General features: G+C 72.7%; 17 protein-coding genes and 1 riboswitch. Of the genes, 4 read left to right on the top strand and 13 right to left on the bottom strand.

The features are described from left to right. Positions 1–46: 46 nt before the first annotated feature. The 3 genes from ASG23_RS12565 to ASG23_RS12555 are packed head-to-tail and all read right to left on the bottom strand — an operon-like array spanning position 47 to position 3,800. A complete protein-coding gene (locus tag ASG23_RS12565; RefSeq protein WP_056026267.1) occupies positions 47–1,033 on the bottom strand; it encodes an ABC transporter ATP-binding protein in 987 nt (328 codons plus the stop codon). Continuing rightward, complete coding sequence (locus tag ASG23_RS12560) at positions 1,030–2,775, bottom strand: ABC transporter permease (protein WP_056025341.1); 1,746 nt, start codon at positions 2,773–2,775, stop codon at positions 1,030–1,032. The genes ASG23_RS12565 and ASG23_RS12560 overlap by 4 nt, the downstream gene beginning before the upstream one ends. A gap of 2 nt (positions 2,776–2,777) precedes the next feature. Next, on the bottom strand, positions 2,778–3,800 hold the full coding sequence (locus tag ASG23_RS12555) for a thiamine ABC transporter substrate-binding protein (protein ID WP_056025338.1): 1,023 nt from the start codon (positions 3,798–3,800) through the stop codon (positions 2,778–2,780). 76 nt (positions 3,801–3,876) lie between these two features. Continuing rightward, positions 3,877–3,994: riboswitch (TPP riboswitch) on the bottom strand. Positions 3,995–4,080: 86 nt separating this feature from the next. Here ASG23_RS12555 and ASG23_RS12550 point away from each other — a divergent pair. Continuing rightward, complete coding sequence (locus tag ASG23_RS12550; protein WP_056025335.1) at positions 4,081–4,368, top strand: DUF4235 domain-containing protein; 288 nt, start codon at positions 4,081–4,083, stop codon at positions 4,366–4,368. A gap of 57 nt (positions 4,369–4,425) precedes the next feature. Here ASG23_RS12550 and ASG23_RS12545 read toward each other — a convergent pair whose 3' ends face one another. From ASG23_RS12545 to ASG23_RS12515, 7 genes are read right to left on the bottom strand one after another with little or no spacing between them, the layout of a single operon-like run. Beyond that, positions 4,426–5,874 carry a phytoene desaturase family protein gene (locus ASG23_RS12545; RefSeq protein ID WP_056026265.1) on the bottom strand — a complete coding sequence of 483 codons (1,449 nt, stop codon included), beginning with the start codon at positions 5,872–5,874 and terminating at the stop codon, positions 4,426–4,428. 19 nt (positions 5,875–5,893) lie between these two features. Continuing rightward, positions 5,894–6,295 (bottom strand): monovalent cation/H(+) antiporter subunit G, encoded by a 402-nt coding sequence (mnhG, locus tag ASG23_RS12540; protein ID WP_056025332.1) that lies wholly within the window; start codon positions 6,293–6,295, stop codon positions 5,894–5,896. Continuing rightward, a complete protein-coding gene (locus tag ASG23_RS12535; RefSeq protein WP_056025329.1) occupies positions 6,292–6,702 on the bottom strand; it encodes a monovalent cation/H+ antiporter complex subunit F in 411 nt (136 codons plus the stop codon). The genes mnhG and ASG23_RS12535 overlap by 4 nt, the downstream gene beginning before the upstream one ends. Then, positions 6,699–7,250 carry a Na+/H+ antiporter subunit E gene (locus ASG23_RS12530; RefSeq protein ID WP_056025326.1) on the bottom strand — a complete coding sequence of 184 codons (552 nt, stop codon included), beginning with the start codon at positions 7,248–7,250 and terminating at the stop codon, positions 6,699–6,701. The genes ASG23_RS12535 and ASG23_RS12530 overlap by 4 nt, the downstream gene beginning before the upstream one ends. Beyond that, on the bottom strand, positions 7,247–8,791 hold the full coding sequence (locus ASG23_RS12525; protein WP_056025323.1) for a Na+/H+ antiporter subunit D: 1,545 nt from the start codon (positions 8,789–8,791) through the stop codon (positions 7,247–7,249). Before ASG23_RS12525 ends, ASG23_RS12530 begins: the two co-directional genes overlap by 4 nt. Beyond that, positions 8,788–9,267 carry a Na(+)/H(+) antiporter subunit C gene (locus tag ASG23_RS12520; RefSeq protein WP_056026263.1) on the bottom strand — a complete coding sequence of 160 codons (480 nt, stop codon included), beginning with the start codon at positions 9,265–9,267 and terminating at the stop codon, positions 8,788–8,790. Before ASG23_RS12520 ends, ASG23_RS12525 begins: the two co-directional genes overlap by 4 nt. A gap of 5 nt (positions 9,268–9,272) precedes the next feature. Beyond that, complete coding sequence (locus tag ASG23_RS12515; RefSeq protein WP_082516149.1) at positions 9,273–12,383, bottom strand: Na+/H+ antiporter subunit A; 3,111 nt, start codon at positions 12,381–12,383, stop codon at positions 9,273–9,275. Positions 12,384–12,687: 304 nt separating this feature from the next. On the opposite strand from ASG23_RS12515, the gene ASG23_RS12510 reads away from it, so the two are divergent. After that, on the top strand, positions 12,688–14,802 hold the full coding sequence (locus tag ASG23_RS12510) for a (Fe-S)-binding protein (protein WP_056026261.1): 2,115 nt from the start codon (positions 12,688–12,690) through the stop codon (positions 14,800–14,802). Next, on the top strand, positions 14,799–14,927 hold the full coding sequence (locus ASG23_RS20710) for a hypothetical protein (RefSeq protein WP_268760893.1): 129 nt from the start codon (positions 14,799–14,801) through the stop codon (positions 14,925–14,927). The genes ASG23_RS12510 and ASG23_RS20710 overlap by 4 nt, the downstream gene beginning before the upstream one ends. Positions 14,928–14,969: 42 nt before the next feature. Here ASG23_RS20710 and ASG23_RS12505 read toward each other — a convergent pair whose 3' ends face one another. Both ASG23_RS12505 and ASG23_RS19920 read right to left on the bottom strand, forming a co-directional pair. Next, positions 14,970–17,042: a penicillin acylase family protein gene (locus tag ASG23_RS12505; RefSeq protein WP_056025320.1), complete on the bottom strand. Its 2,073-nt coding sequence runs from the start codon at positions 17,040–17,042 to the stop codon at positions 14,970–14,972. Further along, a complete protein-coding gene (locus tag ASG23_RS19920; RefSeq protein WP_157465644.1) occupies positions 17,039–17,206 on the bottom strand; it encodes a hypothetical protein in 168 nt (55 codons plus the stop codon). Before ASG23_RS19920 ends, ASG23_RS12505 begins: the two co-directional genes overlap by 4 nt. Before the next feature lie 208 nt (positions 17,207–17,414). Here ASG23_RS19920 and ASG23_RS12500 point away from each other — a divergent pair, with 208 nt between their 5' ends. Continuing rightward, positions 17,415–19,187 (top strand): ABC transporter ATP-binding protein, encoded by a 1,773-nt coding sequence (locus ASG23_RS12500; RefSeq protein WP_235521070.1) that lies wholly within the window; start codon positions 17,415–17,417, stop codon positions 19,185–19,187. Positions 19,188–19,190: 3 nt separating this feature from the next. Here the strand turns inward: ASG23_RS12500 and ASG23_RS12495 are convergent, their stop codons facing one another. Continuing rightward, a complete protein-coding gene (locus ASG23_RS12495) occupies positions 19,191–20,456 on the bottom strand; it encodes a threonine/serine ThrE exporter family protein (protein WP_056025317.1) in 1,266 nt (421 codons plus the stop codon). Positions 20,457–20,458 lie beyond the last annotated feature (2 nt).

Here is a 20,458-nt window from a genome sequence, read left to right as displayed (position 1 = left end):
CTTCCGACCGTAGCCCGACCGGGCTCTGACCGCGATCAGACCGCGATCAGGCGTCGAGGACCGCGAGCGCGTCCGGCTCCACACCGAGCTCGACGACGTCCCCGAGGGACCACCGGCCGCCGACAGGTCCGAGCGCGGTGACCACGCCGATCCCGTCGACGTCGACACGGACCTCGGACCGTCCACGTCGCGACGACACCCCGCGCACGGTGCCCTTGACGACCCCGGTGTGCCCGACGACGAACGCCCCTTCCGCGAGCGCGAGCGTCGCCGCGGACGGTGGCACGTGCAGGGCGTCGCGCAGGGGCGCCGCGGCGGGGCTGTCCAGCGGCACGAAGGCCTCGTAGCCGAGGAACGACGCGACCTCACGCGAGGCAGGCCGGACCCAGAGGTCGGCCGGTGCGTCGACCTGCAGGAGCCGCCCGGCGGCCATGACGGCGACGCGGTCGGCGACGGCGAAGGCCTCGTCCTGGTCGTGGGTGACGAACACGGCCGTGGTGCCAGTGGCGACGAGCGCGGCGCGCAGGTCGACGGCGAGGCGTTCGCGCAGGGCCCGGTCGAGGGCGGACAACGGCTCGTCGAGCAGCAGGAGCCGGGGTCCCGGGGCGAGCGCGCGGGCCAGGGCGACGCGCTGCCGCTCGCCACCGGACAGCGTCGCGATGCCACGGTCCTCGTAGCCGGACAGCCCGACGAGCTCGAGCAGCTCCGCGACGCGCGCGCCGGAGCGTCCCGGCAGGCCGTAGGCGACGTTGCGCCCGACGGTGCGGTGCGCGAAGAGCTGGCCGTCCTGGAACATCAGCCCGAACCCGCGCCGGTGCACGGGCACCCCGGCCAGGGAGACGCCGTCCCACGATACCGAGCCCGCGGCCAGGGGTTCGAGGCCCGCGACCGCGCGCAGCAGCGACGACTTGCCGCAGCCGGACGCTCCGAGGAGCGCGACGACCGACCCAGGAGCCACGTCCAGGGAGACGCCGTCGACGGCGGTCGCGAGGCCGTACCTCACCACCACGTCACGGACGGACAGACCGCTCACCACTCACCTCCCGCACCGGGGGCGCGCAGTCGTTCGCAGGCCGCGACGATCCCCGCGGTGAGCACCGCGAGGACGACGGACGCGGCGAGCGCCATGCCGTAGGAGTCGGGACCGGGCCGGCCGATGAGCCGGAAGATCACCACGGGCAGGGTCGGCCGGTCGGGGCGGGCGAGGAACGACGTCGCGCCGAACTCGCCCAGCGACGCGGCGAACGCGAACCCGACGGCCAGGCCCAGGGACCGGGCGGCGATGGACAGGTCCACGGTGCGCAGCACGCGACCGGGCCTCGCCCCGAGCGTCGCGGCAGCCTCGCGCAGGCGCGGGTCGATCGCGCGCAGCACCGGCAGCACCACCCGCACGACGAGCGGCACGGCGACCACCGCCTGCGCGATCGGCACCAGCAGCGGGCTGGTCCGCAGGTCGACGGGCAGCCCGAACGGGTGGTGCATCGACAGAAGGAAGCCGAACCCGACGGTCACGGCGGACACCCCGAGCGGGAGCATGAACAGTGCGTCGAGCCCGGCGACTGCCCGCCGACCGACCGCCCGGCGCGGTCGTCGGGACACCACGAGCGCGACGAGCCCGCCGACCACCAGCGCGAGCAGCGTGGCGTCGAGCGCGATCCGCAGGGAGTTCAGGGTGGCCTGCCAGACGGTGACGGTGAGCGCGCCGCCGGTGGTGCCGAGGGCGGTGTAGTGGTCGAGTCCCCAGCCGTCGCCGGTCCGCAGCGACCGGACCACCAGGTTGACCAGGGGCAGCGCGAGCAGGAGGACGACGAGCGCGGTCACGGAGGTGGCGACGAGCGTGAGGGCGTGGCCGTCGCCGGGCGGCATGCCGGCGGGCCGGCGCAGCCGCAGCGGACGGACGGAGGCGGACGGGAGGGTGAGCCCGAGCGCCTGCTCGCGCCGCGACCGCGAACGGCCGGCGACGACCAGCGTCCCCGCGACGACGACCAGCTGCACGACCGACAGCACGGCCGCGGCCCGCAGGTCGAGGAACTGCGTCGTCTGCACCCAGATCTCGGTCTCGATGGTGCCGAACTGCAGGCCGCCGAGCACCAGGACGGTCCCGAACGCGGTCGCGCAGAACAGGAACGCGAGCGACGCGGCGGAGGCGATCGCGGGGGTCAGCGCGGGCAGCGTCACGGTCCGGAACGCCTTCCACGGCGACGCGCCGAGCGCCCGCGCCGCCTGCTCCGCCCGCGGGTCGAGCCGCTCCCACAGCCCTCCGACGGCCCGCACGACGACCGCATAGTTGAAGAACACGAGCGCCGCGACGATGGCCGCGAACGTGCCGTCCAGGTGCAGGAACCCGAGCGGCCCACCGCTGACGAGCAACGAGCGGAACGCGACGCCGACGACGACGGTCGGCAGGACGAATGGCACGGTGACGAAGGCCCGGAGGAACGACCGTCCGCGGAAGGAGTGCCGGTAGAGCACGTACGCGCCGGGCACCCCGAGCAGCACGCTCAGGACGGTCCCCAACGTCGCCTGCGCGAGCGTCAGCCCGACGATCCGCCAGGTGCGCGGCCGCGAGAACACGTCCGCGAACCCGCCGAGGTCCAGGTGCCCGTCGACGACGAACCCCTTCGCGATCATCACCGCCACCGGCCAGACGAAGAAGACCCCGAGGAACACCAGCGGGACCGCGACGGCCAGCGACCAGAACACCGCCACGCGCGCCCGGCCCGACGCACCCACCGCAGTGGGTGCGTCGGACCGGGTCGGCGTCAGGACGGACATGGTCAGCCGATCACCGTCTCCGACCAGGCGGCCAGCCAGGCCTCACGGTTCGCGCTGATGTCCTCGGGGGAGATCTCGAACGGGTCGGTCGCCAGGGGTGCGAACTCGGTCCACTCCTCGGGGAGCGTGGCCGAGGGGCTCACGGGGTACATGTACATCGACACCGGGATGTCGTCCTGGACCTCGTCGGACAGCAGGAACTCGAGCACCTCCTGCGCGCCGGTCGGGTTGGCCGCGCCCTCGAGCACGCCCGCGTACTCCGTCTGCCGGAAGCAGGTGTCGAGCAGTGCGCCGGTCGTCGGCTCGGTGCCGCCCTCGGGCACGGTGTACGGGGGCGACGACGCGTACGACAGGACGATCGGCCGCGGACCGTCGGCGCCGCCGCCGGAGAAGTCGGTATAGTAGGCGTCGGTCCAGCCGTCGGCCACCTTCAGGCCGTTCGCCTTCAGCGCAGCCCAGTAGTCCTGCCAGCCGTCCTCGCCGAACGCACCGATGGTTGCCAGCAGGAACGACAGGCCAGGCGACGACGTCACCGCGTTGGGGACCACCAACAGGTCCTTGTACTCCGGCTCCGTCAGGTCCTCGAGCGTGACCGGCTCGGCCAGGCCCTGCTCCGCGAACCACGTGTGGTCGACGTTGATGCAGACGTCGCCGAAGTCGATCGGGACCAGCGCGTCCTCGAACGCACCCGGCTGCGTGGTCGGCGCGACGACGCCCTCGTCGACCGCGCGCGAGGCGAACGAGTTGTCGATGCCGAACACCACGTCACCCAGCGGGGCGTCCTTGGTGAGCACGAGCTGGTTGACCAGGGTTCCGGCGTCGCCCTGCTGGACGACCTCGACCGTGAGGCCGGACCGCTCCTCGAACGCGTCGAGGAGGCCGTCGGACAACCCGAACGAGTCGTGCGTGACCAGCGTGACGGTGCCCCCGGACGCGCTGGGGTCCGGGTCGTCGGTCCCGATCGCCGAGCAGCCTGCCAGAGCGACGACGGCTGCGACGGTGATGAGCGAGTGGATCCTCGCCATGGGTGATGCTCCTCCTTGGTCGAAAGGAGGGGGGTCCACACGGACCGCGCGGGCTGTCACCCGAGCACGTCTGTGAGGACTGAGAAGCCCGACTCCCTACGCCGGTACCAACCGGATCAGGTTCGAGGGTCTGCGGTGGTCCGCACTCTCAGCGTCCAGACCCGTGCGGGTCCGACGCTCCCCTGTCGTTCGCCGCAGATCCTACGCCGCGACTGTGCAGCGCGGGGCCGCGAGCCGGGCTACGGTCGTCGCAGACCGTCATCACACCCCGGAGGGCCTCGTGACCGACAAGCACAAGCAGTCCATCATCGCGAAGATCGTCGGCGCGGGCGTCGCCTTCCTCGCCGCTCTGGTCGTCCAGAAGCTGCTCGCGCAGGCGTGGAAGGCGAAGACCGGGCACAAGCCCCCGCTCGCCGACGACCAGGGCAACGCCGGCCTGGCGGAGGTCGTCGCCGCCGCGGCGATCACCGGGGCGCTCGTCGCGATGTCCCGGGTGCTGGCCACCCGTGGCACCGCGCGGTTCACCAAGCGGGTCGACGACGGGTCGGACCTGAACCCGCTGAGCTGACGTCGGCCGCCCGGAGCAGCGGCGGCGTGCGCGAGGTGTGCGGCGCCGCCCGCCGTCCTACGGCGCCAGGCTCGGCGGCGACATGATCCCGAACTCGCGCAGCACCCGCTTCGCCGCGTACCAGCCGCCGAGGCCGTGCACGCCGGGTCCGGGCGGCGTCGACGCCGAGCACAGGTAGATCCCGGCGCGACCCGAGAAGTAGGGGTCCAGGCGTCGGGTCGGCCGCGCGAACAGCTGGCCGATGCTGGCGCGGCCCGCGGAGATGTCGCCGTCGACGTAGTTCTCGTTGTGGTCGCTCAGGCGGGCCGCCGGGACGCACCGGGACGTGACGACGACGTCCCGGAAGCCCGGGGCGTAGCGCTCGATGTGCCGGGTGACCGCCTCGGTCACGTCCACGTCCGACCCGGCCGGCACGTGCGCGTAGGTCCACAGGGGTCGCCGGCCGTGCACCAGGCGGGTGTCGTCCACCACGGTCGGGTCGCTGACCAGCGTCATCGGCAGGTCCGCGTGCTCGCCGCGGGCGACGCCGTTCTCCGCCCGCGCCATCTCGGCCCGCGTGCCACCCACGTGGACGGTGCCGGCCCGTCCCACCTCAGGCACCGTCCACGGCACGGGTCCGTCGAGCACGAAGTCCACCTTGGCCGCCGCGTCGCCGTACTCGAAGGCGTCGAGCGCGGCCCGGGCACGCGGGGGCAGGCGGTGGCCGAGCACGTCGACGAGCGTCCGCGGGGTAGTGTCGAACACGTAGCAGTGCGCGATCGGCAGGTCTGCCTGCCTGCGCACCCGGTGGTCCGTCCGGATCGTCCCACCGTGCGCCTCGAGGTCCCCGACCAGGGCGGCGGTGATGGCACCCGACCCTCCCCGCGGGATCGGCCAGCCCCCGGCGGCGTGCGCGAGGGTGCCCAGCAGGAGCGAGGTGCCCGCGGCGGCCACCGACGGGAGCGTCGAGATCGCGTGCGCGGCGACGCCGGTGAGCAGCGCGGGAGCGACGACGTCGACGAACCGGCGGTCCCACGCGCGGGTGCCCTGCTCGAGGATGCCCAGCCCGAACCGCAGTGCGGCCCGCGGGTCGACCAGCGGCACCGACCGCTTGTCGCCGAGCGCCACCTGCACGGCGGCCCGGGGGTCGCCGCCGACCAGCGACCGCCACACCGCACCGTCCACGCCGAGCGCCTCGACCGTGCGCTCCAGGTCCCGGTAGGCCACCCCCGCGCGCCCGCCGGGGAGGGGGTGCGCATAGGAGACCTCGGGCACCAGGAGCTCGACCCCGCGGCTCGGCAGGTCGAACTGCCGGAAGAACGGGGACGCCCACGCCATCGGGTGCACCGCGGAGCAGATGTCGTGCGTGATCCCGTCGGCCAGGCCGAGGTCGAGGGTGCGGGCGCCGCCGCCGACGGTCGGCTGCGACTCCAGGACCACCACGCCGAGGCCCGCGCGCGCGAGGGTGACGGCGGCGGCGAGCCCGTTGGGGCCGGAGCCGACGACCACCACGTCCGGTCGCGTCATCGCGTCCTCCTCCCGACCCTCAGTCTCGGGGGCCGTCGTCGTCGGGACGTCCATGGTCCCGCACCTGCGCGCGCTCCTGGTCCTGGGTGAGCTCGTCGACCACGAGCAGGTCGCTGCGCACCTTGCCCGTCCGGTAGCCGGCGCGGCCGACCATGTGCGCCGCCACGGGTGCGGTGAGCATCTGGAACACCGCCACGAGCACCAGCGCCCACACCGCACCGCCGGACCGCAGCCGCAGCGCCAGACCGATGAGCACGAGCGCGAGGCCGAGCACCTGCGGCTTGGTGCCGGCGTGCATGCGCGCCAGCAGGTCGGGGAAGCGCAGCACCCCCACCCCGGCCGCGAACGCGAGGAACGCGCCACCGAGCAGGCACACCGCCGAGGCGACGTCGGCGACGGTCGTCCACTGGTCCTGGGTCATGACCGGACCTCCCCCTCCGCGCCGCCGCCGTGGTGCTCGTCGTACCCCTCGCGTCGACCGGTCCTGCGCGAGCCCTCGGCCTCGTCCTCGGCGCGCATCCGCTCGGCCTCCGCGGCGATCTCCTCCCGGGTGCGCACACGACCTTCGCCCTCCGGCTCCACCGCCGCGAACCGCGCGATGGTCACCGACCCGACGAACCCGACCAGCGACAGCACCACGAGGACCGGGACGACGTCGGTGCGGCGCTCGATCGCGGCGTACAGCGCGACTGCCGCAATCATCGTCGTGACCACGATGTCGAGCGCGATGGTCCGGTCGAGCATCGACGGACCCTTCTCCGCCCGGATGACGGCCAGCACCGCGCCGACCGTGAGCAGCACCCCGCAGACCACCACGACGGCGGTCATGCGCGCACCCCCAACCCGGCCGCGGCCAGCTCCTCGTCCGACGCGAACGCCCGCAGCACCCGCTCCTCCTGGTCCAGCACCGCCTGCCGCGCCGCCTCGATCCCACCGCTCTGCCGCACGTCGAGGACGTGCAGGTACAGCATCCCGGTGAGCCGGTGCGCCTCGACGACGAGCGAGCCCGGGACCAGCGACGACAGCTCCGCGGTCATGGTCAGGTACAGGTCCGAGTGGCTGCGCAGCTGGACGCCGATCACCGCGCCGTGCGGCACGTACCGGGGCCGGATCGCGATGATGCTGACCTCGAACGACGCCTTCACCAGGTCGACCGCGAACCGGCCGAGCAGGTGCAGGAAGCCCAGCGGCCGGAACCGTCCGTGGAAGTCGATGGGCGCCATCCGCAGCCCGGTGGTCACGGCGAGCGCGATCAGCAGGCCCGCCAGCACGTTCCCGACGGACAGGTCGCCCCACAGGAAGACCCACACGACGGTCAGCCAGACGACCGTCGCCCACTGGGTGCGCCACCGGTGCCGGCGCGGGTGCAGGCTCACTGCTCGTCCTCCGCCACGTCGTCGGACACGCCCTGGCCGCGCTCGCCATCGGGCAGGACCGCGTCCACGTAGGGGGTGCGCTCGGTCAGGGAGACGGCCGCGCGCTCGGTGTAGGCGTACAGCGGGCCGGCCGCGACGGTGAGCAGCAGGCCGACGGCGACGAGTGCCGCGGTCGGGGCGACCATGCCGAAGGGCAGGCGCACCGGCGGTCGGGGCTCCTCGGGCGTCTGCCAGAACGCCTTGTTCCACGCCTTCACCAGCGCGTAGAGCGTGAGGAGCGAGGTGAGCACGGAACCCACGACCAGCACGTACGCCAGGGGGGTGCCCATCTGTACACCGGCCTCGATCAGCCCGATCTTGCCGAGGAACCCGGACAGGGGCGGGATGCCCCCCAGGTTCATCGCGGGCACGAAGAAGAGGATCGCGAGCACCGGGGTCAGCTTGGCGAGGCCGCCCAGCTTGGTCAGGGACGTCGACCCGCCGGCACGCTCGACCAGGCCCACCACCAGGAACAGCGCGGTCTGCACGGTGATGTGGTGCGCGACGTAGTAGATGGCGGCCGTGTACCCGAGGTCGGTGGCCAGCGCGATGCCGAACACCATGAACCCGATGTGGCTGACCAGCGTGAACGAGAGCAGTCGCTTGATGTCGTCCTGCGCGACCGCGCCGAGGATCCCGATGACCATCGTCGCCAGCGCCGCCCACATCAGGGCGTCGTCCAGCCTCCCGTCCGGGAACAGCAGCGTCTGCGTGCGGATGATCGCGTACACGCCGACCTTGGTCAGCAAGCCGGCGAACACCGCGGTCACCGGCGCGGGCGCGGTCGGGTAGGAGTCCGGGAGCCACGCGGACAGCGGGAAGACGGCCGCCTTGATGGCGAACGCGAGCAGGAGCAGCACCTGCAGGACGAGGCTGACACCCGGGTCGATCTCGGGCAGGCGGATGGCCAGCTGCGCCAGGTTCACGGTGCCGGTGGCCGCGTAGATCATCGCGATCGCGACGAGGAACAGCACCGAGGACAGCAGCGCGACGACGATGTAGATGGTCCCCGCGCGGATCCGCTCGCCCGTGCCGCCGAGCGTGATGAGCACGTAGCTGGCGGCCAGCAGGATCTCGAAGCCGACGTAGAGGTTGAATAGGTCGCCCGACAGGAACGCATTGGCGACGCCCGCCGTCAGCACCAGGTACGTCGGGTGGTAGATCGAGACCGGCGCGGACTCCTCGTCGTCCTCGTTGCCCTGCGCCAGCGAGTACAGCAGGACGCAGAGAGTGACCGCGCTGGAGATCGTGAGCATGAGCGCCGAGAGCCGGTCCGCCACCAGGTCGATGCCGACCGGCGCCGCCCAGCCACCGACGTCCACCACGAGGGGTCCGTCATCGGCGAGCACGAGCAGGGCGACGCTGGCGACGAGCACGAGCGCCAGCGCGACCACCGTGACCAGGCGCTGCACGTTCGGCCGGCGGTAGAGCGCGAGCGCGAGCCCCGCGGCGGACAGCGGGATGACGACCGGCAGGGGGACGATCCAGGTGTAGTCGGTCACGGGCGCACCACCCGCCTCGGTGCACCCTGATCGGTCTCGTCGCGCGCTTCCGCCGCTTCCTCGTCCAGCGACCCCGCGGCGACCTCCGTGTCCAGGTCGGTGACCGCCCGCTCGTCGACGGCGGCGAGCTGCGCGATGCGGCGGTCCTCGACGTCGTCCTGCACCTCGTCGTGCCGGTGCAGCTGCCACGAGCGGTACGCGAGAGCCAGCAGGAACGCGGTCATGCCGAGCGTGATGACGATGGCCGTCAGCACCATGGCCTGCGGCAGCGGGTCGCTCATCTGCCCCTCGGGCTCGTCGCCGACGATCGGCGGCCGGCCCGCCGCGCCGCCCGCCACGAGGAACAGCAGGTTCGCGCCGTTGCCGATGAGGATGACGCCGATGAGCACCCGCGACAGGCTGCGCTCCAGCAGCAGGTAGACGCCCGTGGCGAAGAGCACGCCGATGGTGACGACGAGGACGATGTTCGGGCTCATGTCGATCACGGCGCGCTCCGGTCCCAGCCGGCCGGCTCCGCGTGCGCGCTCACCTGGGCGGGCAGCTCACCCTCGGCGTCGCCGCCGACCGCGTCCCCCGCGACCGGGTCCTCGCCCGTCTCGGCGCGACGGTCGATCTCCGCCCCGAGGCTGCGCAGGATGTCGAGCACCAGACCGATGACCACCAGGTAGACCCCGAGGTCGAAGAAGAGCGACGTCACCAGGTGGATGTCCCCGATGACCGGCAGGTGGATGTCGATGATCCAGGACTGCAGGACCTCGCCACCCGCCAGCAGCGCGAGCAGCCCGACGCCGGCCGACAGGAACAGCCCGAGCCCGAGCAGAAGACCCGGCTGCACGGGGGCCGCCTCGCCCAGCTCGTACCGACCACCCGCCAGGTACCGGACGATGAGCGCGATGCCCGTCACAAGGCCGGCCGCGAACCCGCCGCCGGGTGCGTTGTGGCCGCTGAACAGCAGGTAGACCGAGTAGACGATCATCGTGTGAAACAGCAGCCGGACGACGACCTCGAAGATCACCGACCGCCGCTGCGGCGCGAGCGTCCGGCCGGCCTGCAACCACTCGCGGCCGCGCGAGGCGCTCGACGGCACCGCGGACTCGTCGCGACCGGCCACGATCCCCCCGGCGTCGACCTGTGCACGGTCGCCGCCCGGGCGCCGGAGCGCGGCCATCGGGTCCGCCACCCCGCCCCACACGGCCCGGTCGGTGCGGGCTTCGTCGGCCCGGTAGATGGCCCCCGCACGGCGCGAGAGGAAGACCAGCGACGCGACACCCGTCGCCGCCACGAGCAGCACGGAGATCTCGCCCATGGTGTCCCACGCGCGGATGTCGACCAAGGTCACGTTGACGATGTTCTTGCCGCCCCCGAAGCTGTACGCCTCCTCCGCGAAGTCCTTGGAGACCGGCAGGTGCATGCGCGCCCCGGGTGCGACCAGCGCGATGCCGGCGACGGTGAGGCCCACCGCCAGGCCGAGCGCGAGGCGCACCCACCGGCTGGCCGCGAGCGGTCGGTCGGAGAAGTACGGGGGCAGCCGACGCAGGACCAGCACGAAGACGACCAGCGTCACCGTCTCCACCAGCACCTGGGTGAGGGCCAGGTCCGGGGCGCCGTGCAGCAGGTACAGACCCGCCACGGAGTAGCCGCCGATGCCCAGCAGGATGACGGCCTTGAGCCGGCGCCGAGCCCGGGTGACCAGCAGCGCGGACGCGATCGTGCCGGCCGCGAACACCACCTGCGCGGGGGTGTCCCACCACCTGACCTGCGACGGGAAGACCGTGCTGGCCAGCGCGGTCCCGCCGACGGCCACGACGAACACCACGAGGATCAGGCCGAGGTACAGGGGCAGCGAACCGCGCTGGGTGACCGCGGTGACGTCGGCCGCGACGTCGTCGAGCCGCCGCATGAACCGCCGATACACCCGGTCCGCCTCCGGCCCGTGGTACGCCGCCGTCTGCCAGCGCTCGACGCGGTCGCGGACCACGAACAGCAGCGCACCGGTCAGCAGGATGGCGAGCGTCAGGACGAACGTCGGCGTGAACCCGGCCCACAGGACCAGGTGTCCGGGCTCGCCCTCGGGGTAGGTGTCGGCGTACGGCGCCAGCAGGTGCTCGCCCAGCTGCGGCAGGAGCGCGACGGCCAGCCCGAGGACCGCGAGGATCATCGCCGGCCACACCAGCAGCAGCGACGGGCGCGTGATGGCGGCGGGCTCCGCCTCGTGGTGCGCGGCCTCGTGGATCGAGGTGCCCGGTGCCGTCGACTCCGCGGACTCGACCACCGCTTCGGGGACCACGGCCGGCTTGGTCGAGAACGCGCCCCACCACAGACGCAGCCCGTAGGCGACGGTGAGCACCGAGCCGACGGAGACCGCGACCAGCAGGAGCATCCCGGCCGTCGTGTCGTCCAGGTGCCCGAGCGCCTCGAGGCCCGCCTCCTTGGCCACGTAGCCCGCGAACGGCGGCAGCCCGATCATCGACGCCGTCGCCAGGGCGCCCGCGAGCGCCGTCAGCTTGAGCTCGCGGCCCACCCCCGACAGCCGCCGCAGGTCACGGGTCCCGGTGGCGGCATCCACGACGCCGACGACGAGGAACAGCGCCGCCTTGAACATCGCGTGCGCGCCCAGCATCGCCAGGCCCGCGAGCGCGGTCGCCTTCGTGCCCAGCCCCACCAGCAGGACGATCAGGCCCAGCTGACTGACGGTGCCGAACGCGAGGATGAGCTTGAGGTCGTGCTGCCGCAGCGCCCGGTAGCCGCCGAGCAGCATGGTCCCGCAGCCGAGCACGGCGACGATCCACACCCACGTGGGGTCCGTCGAGTACGCCGGAGCGAACCGGGCGACCAGGTAGACACCGGCCTTCACCATCGCCGCGGCGTGCAGGTAGGCGCTCACGGGCGTCGGTGCCGCCATCGCGGCGGGCAGCCAGAAGTGGAACGGGATGAGGGCGGACTTCGTCACCGCGCCGGCCAGCAGGCAGACGATCGCGACCGTGACGGCGGCGGTGCCCTGCGGGGGGTCGGCGATGACCTCGGACAGCAGGTACGTGCCGGCCGCCTCGCCCAGCAGGACCAGCCCGACGAGCATCGCCAGCCCGCCCGCGGTCGTGATGACGATGGCCTGCATGGCAGCCCGACGGCTCGCCTTGCGCTCGGCGTAGTGGCCGATGAGCACGTACGACGTGACCGTCGTCAGCTCCCAGAACGTGAACAGCAGGAGCAGGTCGTCGGCGGTGACCAGGCCGAGCATCGCGCCGGAGAACGCGACGAACACGCCGCCGAACCGGCCCAGCCCGGCCGCGCTCGACTTGAAGTACGCCGCGCAGTAGACAAGGACCAGGGCACCGACACCGCCGACGATCAGCGTCATCAGCCACGACAGCGTGTCCAGGCGGAACGTAAGGTCGAGCCCCAGCACCGGGATCCACTCGACCTGCTCGACCGGCCCGTCACCGGCCTGCACCCGCGACGTCCAGCTCAGTGCCCACGCGGCGGCAGCGGCGGGTGCGAGCGCCAGGACCCAGAACGCCTTGCGGCCCATCCATCGGAGCAGAACGGGCGCGACGACGGCTGCGGCCAGGTGAACGGCGAGCAGCAGCAGCACGTCCGGCTCCGTCCTGTAGGGCGGGTGGTCGGTCGGTCGGGGGTCGTCAGTTCTCGGTGTGAGGCACAGGTGCGGGCACGCGTCAGGGGTCGAGAGATGCGCCCCCGCGATGCACTGAAGATTTGGTCAAGACTCTACCAACCGAATTCCCACACCTCTTCCCACACCGGTCCGCCGACCTGGGCCCGCCACGCCTAGCCGAACTCGTCCCTCCCGGCCCAGCTCGTCTGCTGCAGCAGACGAGTTCGGCTGCGGGTGACGAGTTCGGAGGGATGGGGCGCTCGGCGCGGCTAGCGTGGCGCCCGTGGATGCGCTGCAGGTCGTGTGCCTGGTGATCGTTGTCGTCGCGACCGTCGTCGGGGTCGCGGTGTTTGCGCGCGGCGCGCGCGAGATCGTGCGGACCGTGCGGGTCGGGCGATCCGTCGGTGGGCGGTGGACGCCCGTGGGGCCGCGGTTGGCGACGCTGACCCGCGAGGTGCTCGGGCACGGGCGGTTCCAGCACCGGCCGGTGGTCAAGGTGGCGCACTGGGTCGTCATGGTGTCGTTCGCGTTGCTGTTCCTCACGCTGGTCACCGGGTACGGGCAGGTGGTCGACCCGACGTTCGTGCTGCCGCTGATCGGGCACTTCGCGCCGCTGGAGTGGGCGATCGAGGCGATCGCGTGGCTGTCGCTGATCGGCATCCTGGTGCTGATCACGCTGCGGATCCGTCTGGGCTCCCGCGAGCGGGGCTCCCGGTTCTTCGGGTCGAACCAGGGACAGGCGTTCTTCGTCGAGGCGACCATCCTGGCGGTCGTGCTGTGCGCGCTCGTGCTGCGCGGCCTGGAGTACGCGCTGACCTCCGGGGACGTGTGGCACTTCCCGCTGACCGCCTGGTTCGGGGCGTCGTGGGCGCAGGTGGCGCCGGCGACGCTGGGGAACGCGATCGTCGTCGTCGCGACCGTGAAGATCGTCGTGTCGATGTCGTGGTTCGTGGTCATCGGCCTGCAGCCCACCATGGGCGTCGCATGGCACCGGTTCCTCGCCGTGGTCAACGTGTACGCGCGCCGCGACCCGCGCGGCGGGGTTGCTCTCGGGCCCCTCCAGCCGATGACCCTCAACGGTGCGGCGGTCGACCTCGCGGCGCTCGAGGACCTTCCCGACGACGCCCGCCTCGGGGTCGGCGCCATCGAGGACTTCACGTGGAAGGGCCTGCTCGACTTCTCCACGTGCACCGAGTGCGGCCGCTGCCAGGACCAGTGCCCGGCCTGGGCGACGGGCAAGCCGCTGAGCCCCAAGCTCGTCACGCTGGCGCTGCGGGACCACGCCGCCGCGACGGCCCCGTACCTGCGGGCCGGAGCCGTGTCCGACGCACCGGCCGACGTCCTGTCGGCCGCCGTCGACCACTCGGGCATCGACCTGCTCGGGTCCGGCGTCATCGACCCCGACGCCCTCTGGGCCTGCACCATGTGCGGCGCGTGCGTGCAGCAGTGCCCCGTGGACATCGAGCACGTGGACGCGATCGTCGACATGCGTCGCTACCAGGTGCTCATGGAGTCGGCGTTCCCCAAGGAGCTGGGCGGCACGTTCACCAAGCTGGAGCGCCAGGGCAACCCGTGGGGGCTGCCGGCGCGCAACCGGCTCGCGTGGGCGAAGGGGCTGGACTTCGACGTGCCGGTGGTCGGGGTCGACGTGGAGTCGGCCGCCGAGGTCGAGTACCTGTTCTGGGTCGGCTGCGCGGGCGCCTACGAGGACCGCGCGATCCGCACGACGAAGGCCGTCGCGGAGCTGCTGCACACGGCCGGCGTCAGCTTTGCGGTGCTGGGCGACGGCGAGTCCTGCACCGGTGATCCCGCGCGGCGGGCCGGCAACGAGCTGCTGTTCCAGATGCTCGCCGGCGGCAACGTCGAGATGCTCAACGAGGTCGGCGCGCAGCGCATCGTCGTCACCTGCGCGCACTGCTTCAACACCATCTCCCGCGAGTACCCGCAGCTGGGCGGCCGGTACGAGGTGGTGCACCACACCGAGCTGCTCAACACCCTGGTCGCGGACGGTCGGCTCACCCTGCTGCCCTCGACCGACGAGCGCACCGTGACCTACCACGACCCCTGCTACTTGGGCCGGCACAACCAGATCTACTCCCCGCCGCGCGACCTGCTCGGTGCCCTCCCCGGCGTCCAGGTGGCGGAGATGCCCCGCAACCGCGAACAGTCGTTCTGCTGCGGCGGTGGCGGCGCGCGCGTGTGGATGGAGGAGTCGATCGGCACTCGCATCGGCACCGCCCGCGCGGAGGAGGCCATCGCCACGGGGGCCGACGTCGTTGCGACCGCCTGCCCGTTCTGCACGGTGATGCTCAGCGACGGGGTCGCCGCGTCCCAGACCGTAGGGGTGCCCGAAGTGACCGACATCGCCCTGCTGCTGCTCGACCGGGTGCGCGAGTGATCGGCCCGCGCAGCACCGAGCAGGACGTCGCGCTGCTGCAGGGGACCGTCGACGTGCAGCCGACCGTCCCCGGGCCGCTGGGCGACGCGTTCGCGGTCCCCGGGGGTCGAGGTCGGAGATCCTGATCACGCCGAGCCCGTCGACGAACCGCTCGTCGGCGGCCGGCGTCACTCTCGCGGGGACTCCTCCTCGAGCAGGTCCCAGTCGGTGACGATCTCGACGGTCTCCGCCGCCAACCACGTCCCCAGCTGGTCGGTCGCGTGCGGGCTCGTCGAGTCCCCGGACGCTCCGAACGGCACGCCCCACCGGCTGCGGCGGCGGTCGTCGAGGTCCCACACCCACCGCGCCACGGAGCCGCGCCACGACACGTCGCTCACGCCGGGGACGCTCGCGGTGCAGCGGACGCAGTCGGTGTCGCCGGACAGCGGGACCGGGTCGACGACCGGACCGGGGAAGCCGAGCAACGTCGGGACGGGCTGCAGGCGATGGCGGTCGCCCCAGGTCTGGTCCACGGGGGAAGCCAGTCCGGATGCGTCACCGGCCGACGCGACCCGCTCCAGCGCCTCGCTCGCCACGGCCACGCCGTCGATCCCGATCGCTGCGGCGCCCAGGAGCCGCGGCAGCCCGTCGGCCACCCGCGGCCCGACGCCCAGCCAGGGGTCGAGCAGGACACCGCGCCCGTGCGGGGCGTGCAGGGGCGCGAGCGCCGGGTGCGCGGAGAGCAGCACCGCGACCTCGGTCCGCCAAGCGGCAAACACGCCTGCGTCGGCGCTGCCGGCGTCCATGTGCCGGTCCCAGGCGAGCAGCCGGTCCCGCAGCGCCGCGGCCGGCGGCGACAGCGCGTCGGCGCGGCGCGCCCAGCCGAGCAGCTCGTCGGCGCTGCCCACCAGGGTGTCGCCGTGGATCGCTGCCATGTCCGCGGGCCCGAACGCGCCGCCCGCGTCGAGCAGCTCCCGGATCCGTCGGGCCCGGTACGGCGCCACGTAGGCACGGCCGAGGTCCCGCTCGGGGTCCGTGGGCCGCTCGTTGGCGTCGACCGCCACGTCGGTGACGTGCGTGGGATCCGCCAGCCGGTTCCACGGCGCCGGGCGGGCGGCCGGCGACCACCCGTCGTGCGGCAGGCGGCGGTCCGCCGACGACCTGGTCACCACGAGCCCGGCGTCGAGGCTGAGCACCGTCCCGTCGGCGTCGGCCGTGAGCACCCGGTTGACCGGGTCCGCCCACCCCCGCAGGGCGTCGACCACGTCGGCGGCCGTGCGGGCCCTGAGCAGGGCGAGCAGGCACGAGAACCCGACGTCGGACGCGACGCGGGCGGGGAACCGGACGCTGATCCCGTCGAGGACCAGCGGACCGCGCTCGGTTTCGACCACGTCGACGTCGACGTCCGCGCCGCCGCGCACCCGGATCGTCTCCGTGTGCCGGGACACGGGCGCCCACCCGTCCGGGCCGAGCGCCGAGCGCCCGTCGTCGGCGAGCCGCTCACGGAACACCTCGACGTGGTGCGCGATCGCGTTGGTGATCCCCCACGCCGCCGTCCCGGTGTGCCCGAAGTGCTGCACGCCCGGCACCCCGGGGAACGCGAAGCCGAGCACGTCGAACTCGTCGCACGCGAGCCTGACCTGCTGGTACACCCCGGGCAGCTCGATCATGCGGTGCGGGTCGCCCGCCAGGAGCGGCCTGCCGGACGCGGTCCTCGACCCGTGCAGCGCCCACCCGTTCGAGCCCGACGAGGCGGTCTCCGCCGAGCTGAACAGGTCGATCGCATCCTCGCCGAGCGTCAGCCGGACGTGCTCGTTCCACAGCAGCCGGGGGAACATCGAGAACAGCGCGTGGTTGGCGAGCATGATCCCCAGCGGGATCCAGGCGGGCCACGGCTCGTGGGGCGTGACGGACCCGAACCGCGCGTCGAGGGCAGCACGCTCCGCCGGCAGGGGTCCATGCCCCGCGGCGGCCTCGTTCACGCCGTCGACGTAGGCGTCGACGAACGCCCGGTCCTCGTCGCCGAGCGCGGCACACGCCTTCTGCGCGGTGTCCGCCAGGCGTGCTCGACGCACGAACCGGTCCCACTCGACGCCGTCCGCCCCGACCTTCTCGGCCAGTCGTCCCTCGGCCCGCCACCGGGCCACCTCGATCTGCCAGCCGCGGTCGCGCGCGGTGACGCGCCCCTGCTCGCGCGCCAGCGCCAGGTGGTCCGTCGCGCGAACGTGCGGCACGCCTTGGGCATCGCGGAAGACCGTCATGCGATCGGGCTCGCGAGCGTCCCCGCGTCGACGAGCGACGACGGCTGGTCGGTCGCTGCGACCGTGGGTTGCGTGGTGCGCAACCGGACGGCGATTCGGTCGATGGTGGCTCGCACCTGGTCGACGTCGCGCTCGGCGGACGTGGGCGACAACACCTCATGCATGCGGAGAGCCCCTCTCGGCCTGGTCTGCTCGTTCCTAGATCCTCCTCGGTAAGCCACACAAGGCAACGGACCTCGGACATCCGTCAACCCACGATCCACGCGCGCGCCGTGCTCGGCGGCGTGTGCGTCGCGGGCCGAGATCGAATCGATGCGATCTCATCCCGGAATGCGCTGTCCGTCCGCGTCCAGCGGTGTCACGATGGAACCCGTGACCGATGGTTCCCACCCCCGCCTCGCTGTGATCGACATCGACGGAGCGCACCCCGTCCGCTCGGTGGTCCACCTCCTGGGGACGCACCGGCGCCGGGTGCTCGCCGCCGCCGCGTTCTTCACGTTGAAGGACATCCCGCTCTGGCTCATGCCCGTGATCACGGGCAAGGTCATCGACGTCGTCGTCGCCGGCGGCCCGACCAGCGAGCTCTGGCTGTGGGCCGCGATCGCCGTCGCCGCGCTCGTGCAGAACTACCCGAACCACGTGCAGTGGACCAAGCTGTTCATGGGCGCGGTCCGGGAGATCGGCGCCGACCTGCGCAACGGCCTCACGTCGCGCCTGCAGAGCCTGTCGATCGGCTTCCACTCCCGCGTCAGCGCCTCCATCGTGCAGACCAAGGTCGTCCGCGACGTCGAGAACGTCGAGGTGATGCTCCAGCAGATCGCCCACCCGCTGCTGTCCGCGACGATGGTGATGCTCGGCGCGATCGTCATGACCGCCCTGGCAGTCCCCGAGTTCCTTCCCGTCTACGCGCTGACCATCCCGCTCGCCGTGCTGCTGCGCTTCGTGCTGGCCCGCCGTTCGCGAGAGCGCAACGAGTCGTTCCGCAAGGAGGTCGAGCACTTCTCGGCCCGCGTCGGCGAGATGGCCACGCTCATGCCGATCACCCGCGCGCACGGCCTGGAGGCCACCGCGGAGGAGCGGGTCGCCGTCGGCGCCGAGGGCGTCCGGTCCGCCGGCTACCGGCTCGACGTGCTCAACGGCCGGTTCGCGTCCCTCAGCTGGGTGAGCCTGCAGCTGCTCGGAGTCCTGTGCCTGGTGCTCGCCGCCTGGGTGTCGATCACCGGGATCCTCACCATCACCGCCGGCCAGGTCGTGCTGCTCAGCTCCTACTTCGCGCTCATCACCGGCTCCGTCACCGGCCTGCTGATGCTCCTGCCCATCGGCGCCAAGGGGCTGGAGTCCATCCGGTCCATCGCCGAGGTCATGCAGGAGCCGGACCTCGAGGAGAACGCCGGCAAGCACCGCGTCGAGCACGTCGAGGGTCGGCTCACCCTCGAGAACGTGCACTTCCGGTACCCCGATGCTGACAGCGACGCCCTGGACGGCATCGACCTGACCATCGAGGCCGGCCAGACCGTCGCGTTCGTCGGCCCCTCCGGCTCCGGCAAGTCGACCGTGCTCAACCTGGCGCTCGGCTTCCTGCGGCCGACCGGCGGCCGGCTCCTGCTCGACGGCGTCGACACCGCGCACCTCGACCTGCGCTCCGTCCGCACGCACGTGTCCGTCGTCCCGCAGGAGTCCGTGCTGTTCGAGGGGTCCATCCGCGACAACGTCGCCTACGGCATGCCCCGGGCCACCGACGCCCGGGTCCGCCAGGCCCTCGTCGACGCGAACGCCGCCGAGATCGTCGACGCCCTCCCCGACGGCTGGGACACCGTCGTCGGCGAGCGCGGCGCACGCCTGTCCGGCGGTCAGCGCCAACGCATCGCCATCGCCCGCGCGCTCGTCCGGGACCCGCGCATCCTCCTCCTCGACGAGGCGACCTCCGCGCTCGACCCCGAGTCCGAGGTCGCGGTCAAGGAGGCGCTGGCCCGGCTCATGGAGGGCCGCACCACTCTCGTCGTCGCGCACCGGCTGTCGACGATCCGCTCCGCCGACCGGATCGTCGTCCTCGACGACGCCCGCGTGGTCGAGGTCGGCACCCACGACGACCTGCTCAGGGCCGACGGCCGCTACGCCCGGCTCCAGCGCGCCCAGCAGGTGTGACGCTCAGCGTTCGTACGCCCAGGTGGGGTCGGTGAGCATGCGGGCGATGGCCAGGCCGATGGCGAGAGCGGCGACGATGAGCGCTGCCTCGACCCCGAACGCAAGGGCGTCGACCGTGTTGCCGTTGGAGATGTGGAACACGGCCCGGTAGGCGAGGACGCCCGGCACCATGATCGTCACGGCCGGGACGTAGACGGTGATCCTCGGGACGTCGAGCCGCGGCGCGATGACGGCGGTGAGCAGCCCGACGGCCAGCGCCGCGACGGCCGCGGCCGCCTGCGGGGGCACCGGTGCTTCGACCATCTCGATGCGCAGCACGTTCGCCACCATGCCGACGCCGGCCGCCGCGAGCGCGATGCGCCAGGGGCTGTTGAACATGAGCGCGAAACCGAGCACGCCGAGGAAGCTGGCGACGAAGCGCAGCGCTAGCAGGGGCCCCGGTTCGAGGTCGACAGCGGCAGGCGGGTCGGGGCTGAGCCCGATGACCAGCGACACCGCCCACAGCGCGAGCGCGGCGGACGTCAGGATCATCAGCGCATGCACCAGGCGGGCGATCCCCGCGGAGAAGTCCAGCTTCGCCAGGTCGAGGAACCCGGTGACCAGCGGGAACCCCGGGACCAGGAACAGCACGGCCGAGACGTAGCCCGCCTCGTGACCGACGCCCACCACGCCTGCGGCCTCGAGCAGCCACACGAACCCGAGATAGCCCAGGCACGCCACCGTGGCGCTGAGCATGGTGACGCCGAACTGGTTGAACCCGCGGTGGAGCATCGTGCGCCGCAGCGCCTGGCCCAAGAACGCCCCGACGAACACCGCGACCATCTCGACGAGACCACCGCTGTTCAGGAAGGAGAACGCGGCACACGCGACGGCGGCCCAGAGCGCGTTGAGCAGCACAGGGTAGAGCGGTGGCTTCTCGGCGATGCGGTCCAGCGCGGTGGTGACCTCGTCGGGCGACACGCGGCCCGCTGCGTCCACACGACCTGCCAGGTGCTCCAGCTCGGTGAGCCGGTCGACGTTCACGCCGATGGTGCGCACCTCGGTCACCTCGGTGCGGAAGCTGGGCCCGCGGTGGGACGTCGTCGTGATCTCCGTGAGCGTCACGTGCGCCTCATGCCGGTCGATGCCCAACGCCGTGGCGATCCGCGCCATGGAGGCCTTCACCCGGTACGAGCCGGTGCCGGCCGACAGGCTCAGCCTCCCGACCCGCAGCACGACACCGGACCGACGGATCAGCTCGAGCTCGTCGTCATCCGGAACGGTGGGCACGG

The sequence above is a fragment of the Cellulomonas sp. Leaf395 genome (genome assembly GCF_001424125.1).
Lineage (GTDB): Bacteria > Actinomycetota > Actinomycetes > Actinomycetales > Cellulomonadaceae > Cellulomonas.
Note: the sequence above shows the minus strand (reverse complement) of the source record. Positions and strands in the feature narration are given on the sequence as shown.

Bases quoted from the DNA above. Each gene is read 5' to 3' on its own strand.
- ASG23_RS12555 (WP_056025338.1), bottom strand. From the start codon at position 3,800: ATGGCGAGGATCCACTCGCTCATCACCGTCGCAGCCGTCGTCGCTCTG.
- ASG23_RS12520 (WP_056026263.1), bottom strand. From the start codon at position 9,267: ATGAGCCCGAACATCGTCCTCGTCGTCACCATCGGCGTGCTCTTCGCC.
- ASG23_RS12545 (WP_056026265.1), bottom strand. From the start codon at position 5,874: ATGACGCGACCGGACGTGGTGGTCGTCGGCTCCGGCCCCAACGGGCTC.
- ASG23_RS12505 (WP_056025320.1), bottom strand. From the start codon at position 17,042: ATGACGGTCTTCCGCGATGCCCAAGGCGTGCCGCACGTTCGCGCGACG.
- ASG23_RS12560 (WP_056025341.1), bottom strand. From the start codon at position 2,775: ATGTCCGTCCTGACGCCGACCCGGTCCGACGCACCCACTGCGGTGGGT.
- mnhG (WP_056025332.1), bottom strand. From the start codon at position 6,295: ATGACCCAGGACCAGTGGACGACCGTCGCCGACGTCGCCTCGGCGGTG.
- ASG23_RS19920 (WP_157465644.1), bottom strand. From the start codon at position 17,206: ATGCATGAGGTGTTGTCGCCCACGTCCGCCGAGCGCGACGTCGACCAG.
- ASG23_RS12535 (WP_056025329.1), bottom strand. From the start codon at position 6,702: ATGACCGCCGTCGTGGTGGTCTGCGGGGTGCTGCTCACGGTCGGCGCG.